General features: G+C 56.9%; 18 protein-coding genes. 17 read left to right on the forward strand and 1 reads right to left on the reverse strand.

Features of this window, described 5'->3' with window-relative positions:
• The first annotated feature begins 164 nt into the window (after positions 1-164).
• On the forward strand, positions 165-1,535 hold the full coding sequence (glmU, locus tag ABRZ26_RS21565; protein WP_319606164.1) for a bifunctional UDP-N-acetylglucosamine diphosphorylase/glucosamine-1-phosphate N-acetyltransferase GlmU: 1,371 nt from the start codon (positions 165-167) through the stop codon (positions 1,533-1,535).
• A 190-nt stretch (positions 1,536-1,725) separates the two neighbouring features.
• Positions 1,726-3,555, forward strand: coding sequence for a glutamine--fructose-6-phosphate transaminase (isomerizing) (glmS, locus tag ABRZ26_RS21570; RefSeq protein WP_319606165.1), 1,830 nt, complete (start codon positions 1,726-1,728; stop codon positions 3,553-3,555).
• A gap of 70 nt (positions 3,556-3,625) precedes the next feature.
• Here the strand turns inward: glmS and ABRZ26_RS21575 are convergent, their stop codons facing one another.
• Positions 3,626-4,333: a DUF3592 domain-containing protein gene (locus tag ABRZ26_RS21575; RefSeq protein ID WP_319606166.1), complete on the reverse strand. Its 708-nt coding sequence runs from the start codon at positions 4,331-4,333 to the stop codon at positions 3,626-3,628.
• A gap of 243 nt (positions 4,334-4,576) precedes the next feature.
• Here ABRZ26_RS21575 and ABRZ26_RS21580 point away from each other — a divergent pair, with 243 nt between their 5' ends.
• The 15 genes from ABRZ26_RS21580 (at position 4,577) to ABRZ26_RS21650 (ending at position 17,802) form a co-directional block, all read left to right on the forward strand.
• Positions 4,577-6,013: a DUF4026 domain-containing protein gene (locus ABRZ26_RS21580; protein ID WP_319606167.1), complete on the forward strand. Its 1,437-nt coding sequence runs from the start codon at positions 4,577-4,579 to the stop codon at positions 6,011-6,013.
• Positions 6,014-6,270: 257 nt separating this feature from the next.
• On the forward strand, positions 6,271-6,657 hold the full coding sequence (locus ABRZ26_RS21585) for a hypothetical protein (protein ID WP_319606168.1): 387 nt from the start codon (positions 6,271-6,273) through the stop codon (positions 6,655-6,657).
• A gap of 80 nt (positions 6,658-6,737) precedes the next feature.
• Complete coding sequence (locus tag ABRZ26_RS21590) at positions 6,738-7,805, forward strand: methyltransferase (protein WP_319606169.1); 1,068 nt, start codon at positions 6,738-6,740, stop codon at positions 7,803-7,805.
• 63 nt (positions 7,806-7,868) lie between these two features.
• Positions 7,869-8,597, forward strand: coding sequence for a beta-ketoacyl synthase chain length factor (locus tag ABRZ26_RS21595; protein WP_319606170.1), 729 nt, complete (start codon positions 7,869-7,871; stop codon positions 8,595-8,597).
• Positions 8,590-9,381: a lysophospholipid acyltransferase family protein gene (locus ABRZ26_RS21600; protein ID WP_319606171.1), complete on the forward strand. Its 792-nt coding sequence runs from the start codon at positions 8,590-8,592 to the stop codon at positions 9,379-9,381. Before ABRZ26_RS21595 ends, ABRZ26_RS21600 begins: the two co-directional genes overlap by 8 nt.
• 16 nt (positions 9,382-9,397) lie before the next feature.
• Positions 9,398-9,664 (forward strand): phosphopantetheine-binding protein, encoded by a 267-nt coding sequence (locus ABRZ26_RS21605; protein WP_249245181.1) that lies wholly within the window; start codon positions 9,398-9,400, stop codon positions 9,662-9,664.
• 18 nt (positions 9,665-9,682) lie between these two features.
• Positions 9,683-9,934 (forward strand): acyl carrier protein, encoded by a 252-nt coding sequence (locus ABRZ26_RS21610; RefSeq protein WP_071778500.1) that lies wholly within the window; start codon positions 9,683-9,685, stop codon positions 9,932-9,934.
• Between the two features lie 15 nt (positions 9,935-9,949).
• Positions 9,950-10,510: a COG4648 family protein gene (locus ABRZ26_RS21615; protein WP_319606172.1), complete on the forward strand. Its 561-nt coding sequence runs from the start codon at positions 9,950-9,952 to the stop codon at positions 10,508-10,510.
• Entirely contained in the window at positions 10,507-11,859 is a 1,353-nt protein-coding gene (locus tag ABRZ26_RS21620) for an AMP-binding protein (protein WP_319606173.1), read from the forward strand. The genes ABRZ26_RS21615 and ABRZ26_RS21620 overlap by 4 nt, the downstream gene beginning before the upstream one ends.
• Positions 11,846-12,199: an ApeI family dehydratase gene (locus ABRZ26_RS21625; protein ID WP_319606174.1), complete on the forward strand. Its 354-nt coding sequence runs from the start codon at positions 11,846-11,848 to the stop codon at positions 12,197-12,199. Before ABRZ26_RS21620 ends, ABRZ26_RS21625 begins: the two co-directional genes overlap by 14 nt.
• A gap of 4 nt (positions 12,200-12,203) precedes the next feature.
• Positions 12,204-13,913 carry a glycosyltransferase family 2 protein gene (locus tag ABRZ26_RS21630; RefSeq protein WP_319606175.1) on the forward strand — a complete coding sequence of 570 codons (1,710 nt, stop codon included), beginning with the start codon at positions 12,204-12,206 and terminating at the stop codon, positions 13,911-13,913.
• 2 nt (positions 13,914-13,915) lie between these two features.
• Complete coding sequence (locus ABRZ26_RS21635; protein ID WP_319606176.1) at positions 13,916-14,338, forward strand: acyl-CoA thioesterase; 423 nt, start codon at positions 13,916-13,918, stop codon at positions 14,336-14,338.
• Positions 14,335-14,940: a LolA family protein gene (locus ABRZ26_RS21640; protein WP_319606177.1), complete on the forward strand. Its 606-nt coding sequence runs from the start codon at positions 14,335-14,337 to the stop codon at positions 14,938-14,940. Before ABRZ26_RS21635 ends, ABRZ26_RS21640 begins: the two co-directional genes overlap by 4 nt.
• Positions 14,912-17,233 (forward strand): MMPL family transporter, encoded by a 2,322-nt coding sequence (locus ABRZ26_RS21645; protein ID WP_319606178.1) that lies wholly within the window; start codon positions 14,912-14,914, stop codon positions 17,231-17,233. Before ABRZ26_RS21640 ends, ABRZ26_RS21645 begins: the two co-directional genes overlap by 29 nt.
• Positions 17,230-17,802 (forward strand): DUF3261 domain-containing protein, encoded by a 573-nt coding sequence (locus tag ABRZ26_RS21650; protein WP_319606179.1) that lies wholly within the window; start codon positions 17,230-17,232, stop codon positions 17,800-17,802. The genes ABRZ26_RS21645 and ABRZ26_RS21650 overlap by 4 nt, the downstream gene beginning before the upstream one ends.

Raw genomic sequence — 17,802 nt, forward strand, 5'->3', positions numbered from 1 at the left:
GCGGTCTGCCCCCTGCGGGCCGTCGCAAGCGACGTTGAAAATCGCTCCCGGCGATTTTTTATGCCTGAACGTGACTAAAAATAAGGAGTGATTCTGTGTTATAACAGGCTTACTTTTTGTCTATTATTTTGATTGTCCGCCAATCAGTTTTCGTCAGGATGCTTATGTCGAACAGCGCAATGAGCGTGGTTATCCTTGCAGCAGGGAAAGGAACCCGCATGTATTCCGATCTTCCTAAAGTTTTGCACCCGTTAGCGGGCAAACCGATGGTTCAGCATGTTATTGATGCGGCGATGACCATCGGCGCGCAACATGTCCATCTGGTTTATGGGCATGGGGGGGATTTATTAAAGCAAACGCTGTCCGATCAGGCATTGAACTGGGTGTTGCAGGCCGAGCAATTGGGTACGGGTCACGCTATGCAGCAGGCGGCGCCGTATTTTGCCGATGATGAAGATATTCTCATGCTGTACGGCGATGTGCCGTTGATTTCACCGGCCACGCTGCAACGTCTGTTACAGGCTAAACCGCAGGGCGGCATCGGGTTATTAACCGTGAAGCTGGACGATCCGTCTGGTTATGGACGCATTGTGCGCGATAATGGCGCGGTCGTCGGGATTGTCGAACATAAAGACGCCAACGATGAACAGCGGCGAATTAATGAAATCAATACCGGGATTCTGGTTGCCAACGGCAAAGATTTACGGCGCTGGTTAAGCCGGTTGAATAACGATAATACCCAGGGCGAATATTACATCACCGATATCATTGCGATGGCTGCCGCGGAAGGGCGCAGCGTGGTTGCGGTTCACCCGGCGCGTTTAAGCGAAGTGGAAGGGGTGAACAACCGCCTGCAACTTGCGTCTCTGGAGCGGGTTTACCAGCGAGAACAGGCCGATAGGTTATTGCTGGCGGGCGTGATGTTGCTTGATCCCTCGCGTTTTGATCTGCGTGGTGAATTGCGTCACGGGCGGGATGTTACTATTGACGCCAACGTGGTGCTGGAAGGACAGGTTACGCTGGGCGATCGGGTTAAAATCGGCGTGGGCTGCGTGATTAACAACGCGGTTATTGGTGATGATTGTGAAATCAGCCCATACTCGGTGTTGGAAGACGCGGTGCTGGAAGCCAATTGCACCATCGGGCCGTTTGCCCGCCTGCGTCCCGGCGCCGCGCTGGAAGAAGGCGCGCACGTCGGCAACTTCGTTGAGCTGAAAAAAGCCCGCCTGGGCAAAGGTTCGAAGGCCGGTCATCTGAGCTATCTCGGTGATGCGGATATCGGCGCCGGGGTTAACATCGGGGCGGGAACCATTACCTGTAATTATGACGGCGCCAACAAGCATAAAACGATCATCGGCGATGATGTGTTTGTCGGATCGGATACCCAACTGGTGGCGCCGGTTGAAGTGGCGGCAGGCGCGACTATTGCCGCCGGCACGACGGTAATGAAAGACGTCGATGGCGCGCATCTGGTCTACAACCGTAAAGAACAGAACCAGAAAGCGGGCTGGCAGCGGCCGGCGAAGAACAAATAATCGATTTTTAGCCTTCGCCGGCGGCGGAGGCTGTTTTGCCCTGTGTTTTGATGCTCGATCAGAAAAAGCGCAGGGCAAAACATAATAATCCCCACTCTCTACAAGGCTCGGGGAACCCGGAAAAACCGGAACAATCAGGTCAAAGACATCCCAGGTGACACAATATGTCACTTTTAAAGGAATACCATCGATGTGTGGAATTGTAGGCGCTGTTGCGCAACGTGATATCGCAGAAATCTTGTTGGAAGGTTTACGTCGTCTTGAATACCGTGGCTATGACTCGGCGGGTCTGGCCGTGGTGAATAGCGAAGGGCAGGTCGCCCGTTTGCGGCGTTTGGGAAAAGTTCAGATTCTGGCTCAGGCGGCCGAAGAACACGCGCTGAATGGCGGCACCGGGATCGCTCATACCCGTTGGGCGACGCACGGCGAACCTTCGGAGGCCAATGCGCATCCCCATGTTTCTGAAAATATTATCATCGTCCATAACGGTATTATCGAAAACCATGAACCGCTGCGCGAACTGATGATTGAGCGCGGCTACCATTTTGTTTCGGAAACCGATACCGAAGTGGTTGCTCATCTGGTGCATTTCGAACAGAAACAGGGCGGTTCGCTGGTTGACGTGGTTAAACGCGTCATTCCGCAACTGCGCGGCGCTTATGGCATGGTGGTACTGGACAGCCGCGATCCCAGCGTATTGGTGGCCGCGCGTTCAGGCAGTCCCTTGGTTATTGGGCGCGGGATGGGGGAAAACTTCATCGCGTCCGATCAACTGGCGCTGCTGCCGGTGACCCGCCGCTTTATCTTCCTGGAAGAGGGCGATGTGGCTGAAATCACACGTCGCGACGTGCGCATTTTTGATAAAGCCGGCAACCTTGCCGAACGTGAAGAGATCGAGTCAAAAGTCAATTACGATGCCGGCGACAAAGGCGCTTACCGTCATTACATGCAAAAAGAGATCTACGAACAGCCGATGGCGATCAAGAACACCCTTGAAGGGCGTTTCAGCCATGGCGAGGTCAATCTCTCCGAATTGGGTCCGCAGGCGGATGCACTGCTGTCGAAAATCGAGCATGTGCAAATCATCGCCTGCGGCACCTCCTACAATTCCGGTATGGTTTCGCGCTATTGGTTTGAAGCATTGGCGGGGATCCCCTGCGATGTGGAGATAGCATCAGAATTCCGCTATCGCAAACCGGCGGTGCGTAAAAACAGCCTGATGATTACCCTGTCGCAGTCGGGAGAAACCGCCGATACGCTGGCGGCGCTGCGTTTATCCAAAGAGCTGGGGTATCTGGGCTCGCTGGCTATTTGTAATGTGGCGGGATCGTCTCTGGTACGTGAATCCGATCTGTCGTTGATGACCAAAGCCGGCGTTGAAATCGGCGTGGCTTCAACCAAAGCGTTTACTACCCAGTTGACCGTGCTGTTGATGCTGGTGGCGCGTATCGGTCGCCTGCGCGGTATGGATGCCCAGGTCGAGCAGGGTATTGTGCATAGCTTACAGGCATTGCCGGCGCGTATTGAGCAAATGCTGTCGCAGGACAAGCTTATCGAATCGCTGGCGGAAGGTTTCTCCGATAAGCATCATGCGCTGTTCCTGGGGCGTGGCGATCAGTATCCCATCGCCATGGAAGGGGCGCTGAAGCTGAAGGAAATCTCTTACATTCATGCTGAAGCTTATGCCGCAGGCGAACTGAAACACGGCCCGTTGGCGTTGATTGACGCCGATATGCCGGTCGTGGTGGTGGCGCCGAACAATGAACTGCTGGAAAAACTGAAATCCAATATTGAAGAGGTGCGCGCCCGCGGCGGTGAGCTGTACGTGTTTGCCGATGAGGATGCCGGGTTTACCAGTAGCGAAAATATGAAAATTATTCCGCTGCCGCATATCGAAGAAGTGATTGCGCCGATTTTCTACACCGTGCCGCTGCAATTGCTGGCTTACCATGTCGCGTTGATCAAAGGCACCGACGTCGATCAGCCGCGTAACCTGGCCAAGTCTGTTACGGTGGAATAAACCGAAACGCTGTCATGTATAACATTAAGTCCGGCAAAGTATTGCCGGACTTTTTTATTGGCTGGATAACTTATTCGGCAGGCAGAAAAGAAATGTCCATGTAGTATTTTTTTTCATTGTTCCTGTCGACGTAAACGGTCACGGTATTGCGGTCAATGTCGCGCTCCGGGTTATAAAAGAGGTTGGCGCTGTAAAAGGTTTTCGTCTGATTGGCGCTGTCGGTAAACTGGGCGACAATCCGGTACGGATGGACGCCGTTCACTTCCAGCATGCTGTTTTGCCGTACTTCGGTTATTTTCGCGGTGACGGGTTTTCCGGTGCGCTTGAGCATTTCGCCCATGGCTTGCTTTCTGCGCATCAGATAAAGCGGCACGCTCCCGACGAGGGTAAAGGTTAGCCCCATGATAGCCATCATAAAGGGGGCGAAATAAAACAGGAACGTCGACTGAGGGTTAATTTTGGCGTTACCGGGGTTGTCCGGATCGTACAGTACGTCAACCACTTCGCCATAGCTATCGGCATAGCTGCTGCTGCCCATATCGGAACGAAAGGTTATCTTTTTTCCGTCGGGGCCAAAGAAACCGACGATAGGGTAATAAGATGTGGATGAAGACGATGATGAAGATGAGGATTTCTTTACGCTGCGATCGAGGTCGACGATCACGCCTTTAGCGCTGACGGCGCTTTGCTTGAAATTGTAATCCTTGATGAAAAGATAACCGCTCCCGCCAAGAATCATGATACCGATCACAAAAAAACACATTAGTACTTTTTTCATATTTAGCCGACGCTCCTTGTTTTAAATTGTCTGTTTTATCAATTGCTCCTGTTCAGGCGGGATTCTGTAGAAAAAAGGCGCTCATTTCAAATTATTTAGCCGCACGACCGGCTTAAGGAGGATAAATTACGTGAATCCGGAGTCTGTTTCCCCGTGGCGACAAGACGTGAAATCGTATCTTTTATAGTACTATTAACATGTTAGAATGCCCGCTAACTTTCGGTTTTATCAAAACAGATCATCATGAACAATAAACAACACTATTTGGATATTGCCGCAGGAAAAGGGAAGGCCGCGCCTTCTACCATGGTTATTTTTTCTTCTGAAGCGCTGAACTATCCGTTATTGGAAAAGAATTTAGCGGCGCAGCGCTTCTTTACCGACGGAGAGGCGAGCTACGCGGAGGATGAGCGGGACGGCTTTGTTTACACCTGTCGCCACGGAGACGATGTTCTGACGTTTCGTATTCAAATACTGGATCGCTCAGAGGAAGATGAGGTTAAGCCGTATTACTCAACCGATCCTCTCTCACCCGAACGGCTTGCCGAAGTCAACGCTGCGCCGCAGGCCGTGTTGGTGGAGTGCGTATTCGAGCAGCATCCGCTGATCGCCTACCGTTATCAACTGAGGATACTGCACCTGTTGGCGCCGGATTTATTACTTGGTATCGATGTTTCCGCCGCGGACAAAGCCTTTACGCCTGAATGGCTGCGCTTCCAACTGGAAGACGATGTGTTGCCGGATGTAGAGAACCTGTACACGATCCACGCTATTTACGACTCGCAAAACAACCCGCCCACCACCTTTTGGTTCCATACTCACGGGCTTACCCGCTGCGGCATAACCGAAGTGGAGCTGGTTATCCCGCATATGCTGAATTCCTATTACGGTATTCCCGAACTGTTCAGAAACTTCGCCAATAACTGTATCGAAGACCGGCAGATTGCGTTTAACGAACCGATTTTGTGTGGACAAACGCAGGCCGGGTATGAATATGTGGTGGCGCTGCCTTTTGAAGAAGGGCTGCGCCACGTCAATCAATCAATACCGGTTGATCAACTCAGACCGCTTGAAGAGATGCATTACGATCTGACCGATGCGCCGCAAGGCGAATTTCTGGGCGACCGGGCCGACCGGGATGACATTCATCAGACGCCATCCTGTATGCTGTTCCGCGTAACGGAAGAAAATCCGGTGCTGGAGACGTTCTTTAAGGGATTTGAAGAACAGAATGCCATCATGTTCTGGCGGACCAACGCCGAGACGAATGAAATGTCGCGCAAGGCTAAGTTGCGCTGGCACTACTTTGGCCGGATGTTCGAAAACTATGCGGTGTGCGCGGAGCCGAGTAAAAAAGGCTTTTTTGCAAAACTGCTTAAAAAATCAGACGAGCCGCGGCAGGAAAGCGAATGGCGCTTTCTGGTCAAATGCGGGATACCCTATGGCGAACCCGCGGAGGGCGAGCGTGAGCATATGTGGTTTATACCTGAGTCGATGAACGGCGACGCCTTTACCGGCAAATTAATCAACCACCCTTTCTATATTGACGAGATGAAAGAGGGGGGCCTGTACCCGCTCGATTTGGGGTTGATTACCGACTGGGTGATTTATTACCAGGATGAGAAATATACGCCGGATACCATCTATAAACTATTGCATGGCAATGGTCAGACTCATTAAAAGGGCTGACCTAAAGCAAACATCCGTCTTGTGGCGACCTGATTGGCGGGTTTCCATAAGGCGGATTTTTTATTTTTCCCATGCCGCTTTTCTTCCTATCTTGGTTTGTGTTATTGCTGAAAGGTTGGTAATGACAGATTTTTGTCAGATTATGTCTATTTTGTGTAAAATAGTTTGAGTGATGCGTTAATTCTTGCATTGGCATCAGGCGTCGGTATTTTTAGGTCGTTCAATGTTTATCAATTGATAGGGATTTTATGAAAAAACAGCTTATTTTCTTAGGGCTTGCCTTTGTTTTAGCGTTGACCGGTTGTGCCCGCACCGCTCCCGTGGCAAATGTGACCAAACCGATTACGGCAAATTACACCAGCGATCAGGTAAGAAAGGCCATTCTTCAGGCTGGTCTGGAACGTGAATGGGTAATGACGCCCGTTTCTCCGGGCGTTATCAACGGCCGCATCGATCAGCGTGGCCATGTTGCCGATATTCGTATTAATTACTCACCAACCAGTTATTCAATCAATTACGTCAGCAGTCAGAATCTATTGGCGAGCGGTGGGAAAATTCACCGCAATTATAATCGTTGGATAAATAACCTGGACCGTGAAATTCAATTAAATCTGGCGGGACAGCAGATTAAGTAATTTTTACCAGCCGAATAGGCGCTATTCGGCTGTTTTGTTTTTTTCGCTTAGTAGCGTTTGCCACCTCAAAGGAAATCATCTTGTCCTACGGATATGACAAAGATAATGTCAGCGCGTTGGACGCTATTACCGAAGCTCAGCGTATTGCTTTCGCGCCGATGCTGTTTCAGGCGGCTATCAACCTGCGTAATCACGGTATTCTGGCGTTTCTGGATAAGAGCGGTCATCAAGGAGCAAGCCTGGATGATATCGTCAATATCACCACGTTAAGCCGCTATGCGGTTGAACTGCTGCTGGACGTCGGCCTTAGCGGACGCATTGTCATTCAGCGCGATGGCGGCTACTTTTTGTCCAAAATAGGCCACTATCTGCTTAACGATCGCATGACCCGCGTCAATATGGACTTTACTCAGGACGTTTGTTACCAGGGGATGTTTTATCTTGATGAAGCGCTGGCGAAAAATAAGCCCGCGGGATTAAAGGTTTTCGGCGAGTGGCCGACTATCTACCCTGCTTTGAGTCAGTTGCCTCCTAAGGCAAAAAAGAGTTGGTTCGCTTTTGATCATTTCTACTCCGACGCTGCATTCGATGCCGCCTTGCCGCATATTTTTCGGCAAAATCCGCGGCACCTATACGATGTGGGGGGAAATACCGGCAAGTGGGCGCTACGCTGTTACGACTACGATCCCGACGTGCGGATTACCATTCTTGATCTGCCTGAACAGATAGCGCTGGCGACGTCAAATATTGCAGATACAGGAAAATCCGATCGTATTAGCGGCGTGGCGGTGGATATGCTGGCGGATGGTCCTTTGCCGGGCGAGGCGGATATTTGGTGGATGAGCCAGTTTCTCGACTGTTTTAGCGAGGCGCAAATCGTCGCCATTCTGCGCAAAATCGCGCTTTCGATGAAAGCGGACGCGCGCGTCTGTATTTTGGAGATTTTCTGGGATCGCCAACAGTGGGAAGCCGGGGCTTTCAGCCTGAACGCTTCTTCTCTCTATTTTACTTGTCTTGCCAACGGCACCAGCCGTTTTTATGCAGCCCGGCGCTTTTTGCCGCTGGTGAACGCCGCGGGATTTGTCGTGGAGCGGCAGGTTGACGGCCTGGGTATCGGTCACACCCTGCTTATCTGTAAAAAGCAATAAACAGCGACGGTAGTGATATGGCATGCGTGCTGCTGGTTTATGTAACACCGGAAGAACAATAGTATGAAACTCGCTTTTTCAATCCTGGATTGGCAGGCCGGCGCACCGGGGCTTAGCGATATCGACGACTGGCGGCGCTGGGCGATGCTGACGGCGGCGATAGACGCCGACCGGCCGCTGGAAAAATGTCGCCAGTTGCCGATGATGACGGCGCGCCGGTTAAACAGCGGCAGCCGTCTGGCGGTGGATTGCGGATTAGCGCTGCTGCGCCGTCAGGCCGTCGAAGCGGTTGTTTTTACCTCGCGTCACGGCGAGCTGGAACGTAATCTGCGAATTCTGCTGGCGTTGTCGCGCAATGAAAATATTTCCCCGACCGATTTTGCCATGTCGGTTCACAATGCGGCGGTAGGAAGTCTGACCATTGCCGCCGCGGCGCCGCTGGTATCGACATCGCTGGCGGCGGGCATTGACTCTTTCCAGCAGGGATTGGTTGAGGTCGCGGCGCTGCAGGCGGCCGGTTATCAGAACGTTCTGCTGGTGGATTTCGACGGCGCGATCCCCGAGTTTTATCATTCGCATATTCCGTCGTGGATGCCTCGCTATCCTTATGCCGTTGCCCTGCTGTTGGGCCGCGGCGAGGAGGTCAGCTGTCAATCGTCGCCCGCGGCGCAGCGTGAAGAGCCGGAACTACCACAAAGCCTGCGGTTTTTGCATGCGTTTCTGGCGGGCGAGTCCGCGTTCAATATCCGCGGTGAACGGCTCAACTGGCAGTGGGAGCGGCGCGATGTCTGAGTCTTCATTGATATTGCGTTCATCATCACGTTTAAATCGTTTATGGCGATTAGTGATGACCGGCGGCTGTTTTGTGATGTTTGGCCTGGGCGGTTTACTGTTGTCTCTGGTGTGGTTCAATTTGCTGCTGATTCAGCGCGACGCCCTTCGCCGCCGCCAGCTGGCGCGCCGCAGCATATCGGCCAGTTTTCGCTTCTTTTTGCGCATCTTGCGTACGCTGGGGGTGCTGGATTACAGAATCGACGGAATTGAAACCCTGCGAACCGATCGCGGCTGTCTGGTGGTCGCCAACCACCCGTCGTTAATTGACTACGTGTTGCTGGCCTCGGTGATGCCGGATGTGGATTGTCTGGTTAAAGCCGAGTTGCAGCATAATCTCTTTATTCGGGGGGTTATCCGCTCGGCAAATTATCTGCTCAACAGCCAGTCCGAGACGCTGCTGCCCGATTGCCGGCAAAGGCTGGAGAACGGGGATGTGATTGTTATTTTCCCCGAAGGCACGCGCACGCGTTACGGCAAGCCGCCGGTGTTGCAACGCGGCGCCGCCAATATCGCCGTGCGCTGCGGCTGTGATTTGCGCATCGTGCATATTCGCTGTAGTCAGAGGATGTTGGATAAGCAAAGTCGTTGGTATCATATTCCGCCGGAGAAACCCTATTTCACGGTCAGCGTACGCGAACGCATCGACAATAAGACTTTTATGGCGTCGGAAGACCCGCATCCTCTGGCTGCGCGTCGTCTGAATCGCCTTTTGCAACAATCTTTAACACCAGAAGAAATATAATTATTTGGGAAAAGGCATGGAAAATATATTTATTGAAATTAAACAGATGATTATTGAATCTCTGAATCTTGAAGACGTTAGCGTCGATGAAATTGAAACCGATGCGCCGCTGTTCGGCGATGGCCTCGGTCTGGATTCCATCGATGCCCTTGAGCTGGGGCTGGCGGTAAAAAATCGCTATGGCGTGGTACTTTCCGCGGAAAGCGAAGAGATGCGTCAGCACTTTTTTTCCGTTGCGACCCTGGCCGCTTTCATTAACACTCAGCGCGCAGTGGGTGCCTGATAATAGAATAACGAGTCAATGATGGATAAAAACGAAATTTATCAGGAAATTACCGGCCTGCTGGTCAAACTGTTCGAGCTGGAGGCGGATGACATCAAGCCGGAGTCGCGCCTGTATGAAGATCTTGAACTGGACAGTATCGACGCGGTGGATATGGTGGTGCATCTGCAAAAGCGCATCGGCCGCAAAATTTCGCCGGAAACCTTTAAATCGGTGCGTACGGTGCAGGACGTGGCGGATGCGGTGGAACGCCTGATTAATGAAGGCTAACCATGCGGGCGGGCGATGCGAACGCTGATAAACGGCCTGAGCTGGCTGATGACGCTGGCCTGGCCTTTTCTGGTGTGGTTCAGCGTTACCCGCCCCGATCATCGCTGGCTGCTGCCGGTGCTGGCGCTGACGTTTATTTTGCGCTTCGCCACCTTGCGGGACGATAACCACCTGTTCAGGGGAACGGGGCTGCTGCTGGCGGCAACGGGGGCGGTGCTGTCGCTTGCCGGTTTGCTGCTGCGCGACGGCCAATGGTTATTGTGGTATCCGGTGGCGGTCAATGCCGCGCTGTTGCTGCTGTTTGGCGGCTCCCTGCATAGCGGAATGCCGCTGGTGGAGCGCCTTGCCCGTTTGCGGGAGCCGGAACTCCCGGCGCGGGCCGTCGCCTATACGCGCCGCGTAACGCAGATCTGGTGCCTGTTTTTTATTGTTAACGGCGCAATCGCCGTACTGACTTGCCTGGTCGGCAATGTTCATTGGTGGGCGTTATGGAACGGCATGGTCAGCTATCTGCTGATGGGACTATTGATGGGGGGCGAATGGCTAGTACGCCAGCGGGTGAGAAGAGAGGCATGAGCCGCGTTACCCCCCGGGCTATCGGCGACTGGCTGAACGGCGATGACGATGCGCAGCGCATTGTCGCCGGCAATGGCGCGCGCGCCTTCACGCTGGAGATGTTGAAACGGCAGGTGGCGCAACTGTGCCAGCAGCTGCTTGGCCGCAAAGAGTCGCGCTGGGCGCTGTGTTTTGAGGACAGTTACCATTTTACCATCGGGTTACTGGCGGCGCTGCATGCGGGAAAGGTTCCGGTTATTCCCGGACACTGCCGGCAGTCGGTGCTGCAGGAGCAGGCCGACGAATTCGACGGCCTGCTGACCGATGCCTCAATCAATCTGTCCTGCCCCCTATTTAAGGTAACCGCCGACGATCAAGGCAGCGACGCCGCCCTGCCCGAGATCGCGGATGACGCCCGCATCGTGCTTTTTACCTCCGGATCGACCGGCAAACCGCGGCAGGTGGTGAAACCGGTGCGCTGTCTGGATGAGGAGTCGCGCTGGCTGGCGCAATGCTGGGGGGAGCGATTGCAAGGCTGTTGCGTTGTCGCCTCGGTGACCCACCAGCATATGTATGGGCTCACCTTCCGCATCTGGCTGCCGATGGCGCTGGGCCTGCGTTTCGACAGTCGGCAACTGCTGTATACCGAACAGCTAACCGCCCAGGACCGGCAACGGCGCTATGTTTTTATCAGCAGCCCGGCTTTTTTGCGGCGCATCGACCGTTCGCTCGCCCCTCCGTCCTGTCGGTTGATCGTTTCCGCCGGCGGCGTCCTGCCCTGGACGAACGCCGAGGCGGCGCAGCGCTGGTTTGCCGCCCCGGTTGATGAAATATACGGCAGCACGGAAACCGGCGTGCTGGCCTGGCGCTCCCGCCGGGCTGAAAACACGCCGTGGCAACTGTTCGCCGGCGTGTCATTGTCGCCTGACGGGCAGGATAACTGGTGGGCGCGCTCGGCGCTGATCCCGCATCCGGCGGGGCAGAAACTGGATGACAGGCTGGCGTTTGACGACGTGGGGAACTTTCAGCTCTGCGGGCGGCACGATCGGGTGGTTAAAATAGAAGATAAGCGCATCTCCCTCAGCGAGATCGAGCGGCGTTTGCTCGATCTGCCGGAAATCGCCGACGCCGTCGCGCTGCCGATCGCGCGCCCCGAGCGCAGCGGCATCGGCGTGGTGCTGGTGCTGACCTCGCCGGCGCTGGCCGCCGATCTGCCGCGGCTCAAGCGCCAATGGCGGCATCAGCTGCATCAATGGCTGGAGCCGCTGGCGATGCCGCGTTTCTGGCGCGTCGTCGAGGTTATTCCCCATAACAGCCAGAGCAAACGCGCCTGGCCGCAGATACAGGCGTTATTTCATGCTACCCGTTGAGCTTTCCCGGCGGATCGCGTTGCCGCGGGCCGAGCTTACCCTGCTGGCGGCGGCGGATCTGTTGTGGTTTAAAGGCCATTTTCACGGTCTGCCGTTATTACCCGGTGTGGCGCAGCTGGACTGGGCGTTGCATTACGGCGTTGAGCTGCTGGCGCCGGGCTGGCGGTTTTCGGCGGTGGAAAACATCAAGTTCCAGCAGCCGATTCTGCCCGGTTACGCCCTGCGTCTGGCGTTGGCGTGGCATGCCGGCAAGCAGTGTCTCGCTTTCAGCTACCATATTTTGGGGGATGAGACGGAGAGAGCCGCCAGCAGTGGAAAAATCAAACTATGCCGGAATTAAGCCCATGTCAGTGAATGGCTCGTTCTCACCCTGCGTGGTGATCCCCTGCTATAACCACGGCGCCATGATGCGCGACGTCATAGTGCGCCTGGCGGCGCTTTCCCTGCCGATTTTCATCGTCGATGACGGCAGCGCCGCGCCGACGCAAAGCGTGCTGGAGCAGTTGGCCGCGGAAAACGACGGCGTCGTTCTGCTGCGTCTGGCGCAGAATGGCGGCAAAGGGGCGGCGGTAATCCGCGGTCTGGAGGCCGCGGCGCAGGCCGGGTATAGCCATGCGCTGCAGGTGGACGCCGACGGACAGCACCGGATTGAGGACGCGCCGCGCCTGCTGGCGCAGGCGAAGCGTTATCCCGACACTCTGATCTCCGGCCGGCCGGTTTACGACGAGTCGGTGCCGAAATCGCGCCTCTACGGGCGCTATATCACCCATATCTGGGTGTGGATTGAAACGCTCTCGCTTTCCCTGCAGGACAGCATGTGCGGATTTCGGGTTTACCCGGTCGACGCCGCCTTGTCCCTGATCGCCCGGCAGCCCGTAGGCCGTAGGATGGATTTCGATACCGAAATCATGGTGCGGCTTTACTGGGCGGGAACGCCCAGTCGCTTTGTCGAGACGGCGGTGATCTATCCGCACGACGGACTGTCTCATTTCGATGCGCTGCGCGATAACCTGCGTATCTCCCGCATGCACGCCCGGCTGTTTTTCGGCATGCTGCCGCGTATCCCCGCGCTGCTGAAGCGTCGCCGCCAGGCGCACTGGTCGAGCGTCGGCGAGCGCAAGGGGTTGCTCGGTATGCGTTTTATGCTGGCGGTTTATCGGCTGCTGGGGCGCGGGGCGTTTACCCTGTTTCTCTGGCCGGTGATCGCCTTTTACTGGCTTACCGGCAGCGCGCAGCGCCAGGCGTCGCAGGCGTGGCTGCGTCAGGTAACCGATTACGCGCGTCGGCATGAGGTGGCTTTGCCTAAACCGCTTAACAGCTATCGCCATTTTCTGCGTTTCGGTCAGGCGATGCTGGATAAAATCGCCAGCTGGCGCGGGGATTTACGCTGGGGTAAAGAGATTGATTTCGCCCCCGGCGCCCGTGAGACCATTGAACGGGGGCGACAACGCGGGCAGTTGATCCTGGCGTCCCACCTTGGCGATATCGAAGTCTGCCGGGCGCTGGCGCAGCAGGTGAGCGGGCTGGTGATCAATGCGCTGGTATTCACCGAAAACTCGCGGCGTTTTAAACAGCTGCTGGAAGAGATAGCGCCGCAGGCGGGGGTGAACCTTATCCCGGTCAGCGATATCGGCCCGGACACCGCCATATTGCTGCAACAAAAGCTGGATGCCGGCGAGTGGGTGGCGATCGTGGGCGACCGCACGGCGGTAAACCGCCAGCGCGGCGGGACGCGGCGCGTGGTGTGGAGCCGTTTTCTCGGCCGCGAGGCGCCTTTTCCCCAGGGGCCTTTCGTGCTGGCGGCGGCGTTGCGTTGCCCGGTACTGCTGATGTTCGTGCTGCGTGAAGGTCGGACGCTGCGCGTTTACTGCGAACCCTTTGCCGACCCCCTGGCGCTGCCGCGGGACGCCCGTCAGCAAGCCTTGCAGCAGGCGGTCGATCGCTATGCCGAACGCCTGGCGCACTATGCGCTGAAGTCCCCCCTCGACTGGTTTAATTTTTTTGATTTCTGGAGCCTGCCGGATAACAGGCCGGCCGCCGGGAAAAAGGAGTAACAGTGTTAAACGATCCCCGTTTAAGCCATGAGGTAGAACTGACGGTCTCTTTCCATGACTGCGATCCCATGGGCGTGGTCTGGCACGGCAACTATTTTCGCTTTTTCGAAGTGGCTCGCGAGGCGTTGCTCAGCAAGTTCAACTACGGCTACCGCGAGATGAAGGCTTCCGGCTATGTCTGGCCGGTGGTGGATACGCGGGTGAAGTACCGCGCGACGCTGACCTATGAACAGCGTATCCGCGTACGGGCCACCGTCGATGAAGTGGAAAACCGTCTGCGCATCGTCTACCAGATTTTCGACGCGCAAAGCGGCCGGCGCACCACCACCGGCTATACGATTCAGGTGGCGGTGGAGGAAGGGAGCCGCGAGCTGAGTTTTGTTTCTCCCCCCATTTTATTTGAGCGCCTCGGAGTGACGCCATGATACGAATAATGGTTGCGGTTTTACTGCTGTTGAGCGGCGCGGCGCAGGGCGTCACGCTGGACGAGCTGCAACAGCGGTTCAGCAGTCAGCCGGTGGTGCGCGCCGACTTTACCCAGTTGCGCGCCATCAAGGGCATGGCGAAACCGCTTAAATCCAGCGGCCAGCTGTTAATCGCCCAGGACAAGGGGCTGTGGTGGCACCAGGCCATGCCGTTCTCCCTGACCATGGTGCTGGATGATACGCGCATGGTGCAGGTGATGAACGATCAGCCGCCGCAGATCGTCACCGCGGAAAACAATCCGCAGATGTTTCAGTTCAATCACCTGCTGCGCGCCCTGTTTCAGGCCGATCGCCGCGTGCTGGAGCAAAACTTCGCCATCGGCTTCAGCGATCTCGGCCAAGGGCGGTGGCGGCTGGCGCTGACGCCGAAAACCTCGCCGCTGGATAAGCTGTTCAACGCCATCACGCTGAACGGCGGCGAGTTTCTCGACGCTATCGAACTGGACGATCGCCAGGGCGATATGACCAGAATTACCCTGAGCAATCAACGGCTCACACCCAGGACGTTAAGCGATGACGAGCAGCGGCGTTTCGTTTTCTAACCGGGTGCGCCGGGCGGCCGTTTTCTGGGGAATGTGCTGTATTGCGCTGATCGCCGCGCTGCTCTATCTGTTGCCGAAGGCGCAGATCAACAGCAGCGTGCTGGCGCTGCTGCCGCAGCAGTCGATGGGCGCCATTCCCCCCGAACTGCAGCAGGGGTTTATGCAGCGCCTCGACCGGCAAATGGTGTGGCTGGTGACGTCCGGCGAGCGGGCGGACCCGGCGGTGGCCGAGTGGTGGCTGCAACGGCTGCGGGCGCTTCCCGAGCTGCAAAACGTTAAAGGCCCGATTGACGCCGATCGGCAGCAGCAATGGGGAAAGTTCGTATTTGAACATCGCAACGGGCTGGTTGATCCCGCCGCGCGCGCGCGGCTGGAAAACGGCGGCGGCGCGCAGGCGGACTGGGTGCTGGCGCAGCTTTACTCGGCGTTCGCCGGGGTAAGCGGCAACGAACTGCGTCACGACCCGCTGATGCTGGTGCGCGGCTCGCAGCTGGCGATGCAGCAAAACGCCAGCCGGCTGGGGCTGTCGCAGGGCTGGCTGAGCGCTAAAGATGCGCAGGGTCGCAGCTGGTATTTCCTGCACGGCGAGCTGCGCGGCGGTTCGTTCGATATGCAGCATAACCGCCAACTGGTGGATAAGCTCGAGGAGCTCAAGGCGTCGCTTCACGCGCGGTTCCCCGCCGCCGAGGTGCTGACGCGCGGTACGGTGCTGTTCAGCAACCATGCCAGCCAGCAGGCGAAGCATGATGTCTCCACCCTGGGCGCGGCGACGGTGGCGGGGGTATTGCTGCTGATTTTCTCGGTGTTTCGCTCCCCGCGGCCTTTGCTGCTGTGCGCGTTGTCGGTGGGGATTGGCGCGCTGGCGGGAACGGTGTTTACGCTGCTGCTGTTCGGCGAGCTGCATCTGATGACGCTGGTGATGAGCATCAGCATTGTCGGCATTTCGGCGGATTACACCCTCTACTACCTGACCGAGCGCATGGTGCATGGCGGCAGCGTTTCGGCGCTTGAGAGCCTGAGAAAAGTGCTGCCCGCTTTGCTGCTGGCGCTGGGGACGGCGGCGATCGCCTATCTGATGATGGCGCTGGCGCCGTTTCCCGGTTTACGGCAGTTGGCGGTATTTGCGGCGACGGGGCTGACGGCGTCCTGCCTGACGGTGGTGTGCTGGTATCCTTTTCTGGTCAGGGGCCTGCCGGTACGACCGGTTCCCGCCATGGTGCCGATGGGGCGCTGGCTGGCCGCCTGGCGGCGTAACCGCAAGCTTCGCTGGGGGCTGCCGCTGGCGCTGCTGATTATCTCCGCGGCCGGGCTGCTGCGGCTGGAGGTGAACGATGATATTTCGCAGCTTCAGGCGCTGCCGGCGGCGCTAATGCAGCAGGAGAGACAGATAACCGCGCTGACGGGACAGAGCGCCGATCAAACCTGGTTTGTGGTCTACGGCGACAGCGCGCAGCAGACCCTGCAGCGGCTGGAGCAACTGGCGCCCAAACTGCGCGACGCGCAGCGGAACGGGTGGTTAACCACCTACCGCCTGCTGCCGCTCTCTTCGCTGCGGCAGCAGCAGTACGACGCGCAGCTGATTGCGGCGGCGGCGCCTGCGGTGATCGGACGTCTTAACGAGGCGGGCGTGGAGGCGGCGCCGCCAAATGTTCAGCCGATGCCGGTAACGCCCGAAACCTGGCTGAACAGCCCGATAAGCGAAGGGTGGCGGCTGCTGTGGCTGTCGCTGGCGCAGGGAAAAAGCGGGGTGCTGGTGCCGGTCGGCGGCGTCGGCGACAGCGCCGCGTTGGCCCAGTTGGCGACAACGCTGCCCGGCGTGGCGTGGATTGATCGCAAAAGCAGCTTTGATGAGCTGTTCGGTTTTTACCGCGTGATGCTGGGCTGGCTGTTGGCGGCGGCGCTGGCGGCCATTGCCCTGAGCTATGTCCTGCGTCTGGGGCTGCGCCGCGGGCTGCTGAGCGTGGTGCCGTCGCTGCTGTCGCTGGGCGGCGGTCTGGCGGCGCTGGCGCTGAGCGGCCATACGCTGAACCTGTTTTCATTGCTGGCCCTGGTGCTGGTGCTGGGCATCGGCATTAACTACACGTTGTTTTTCAGCAACCCGCGCGGTACGCCGATGACCTCGCTGCTGGCGGTTACGCTGGCGATGTGCGTGGCGCTGTTGACGCTAGGCATGCTGGTGTTCAGCAGCACGCCGGCCATCGGCAGCTTTGGCATTGTGCTGTGCAGCGGTATTTTTACCGCTTTTCTGCTGGCGCCGCTGGCGTTGCCTGATTCAAAAGGGAAAAGAAAATGACATTTTTACGATGCGGGCTATTGCTGGTCGGCGCGCTGTTGCTGAGCGGCTGCGCCGGCAAGCATGACGACAACCGGCCGCAGGCGTGGCTCAAGCCGGGGGTGAAAGTGACGCTGCCCGCGCCGGGCATTACGCCGGCCGTCAATGAGCAACAGCTGTTGACCGGAACCTTCGGCGGCAAGCGGCAGTCGCTGCTGGTGATGCTAAGCGCCGACGACAAACAGCTCTCTCTGGTCGGGCTCTCCTCAATCGGTATTCGCCTGTTTCTGGTGACCTATGACGCGCAGGGCATCCGCACCGAGCAGTCCATCGTGCTGCCGCAGATGCCGCCGGCCAGCCAGGTGCTGGCGGATATTATGCTCAGCCACTGGCCGATAGCCCTATGGCAGAAACAGCTTCCCGCCGGCTGGACGCTACGGGATAATGGCGACAGCAGGCAGCTGCGAGATAATCGCGGCAATTTGATTACGGAAATTCGTTATATGACGCGCAACGATCGGCGTGAGCCCATCAGCGTTCAGCAGTTCGCCTTTGGTTACCATATCGTTATTCAACATCTGGACGGCTAG

The organism is Brenneria sp. L4-2C (assembly GCF_040240335.1).
Taxonomy (GTDB): domain Bacteria; phylum Pseudomonadota; class Gammaproteobacteria; order Enterobacterales; family Enterobacteriaceae; genus Brenneria.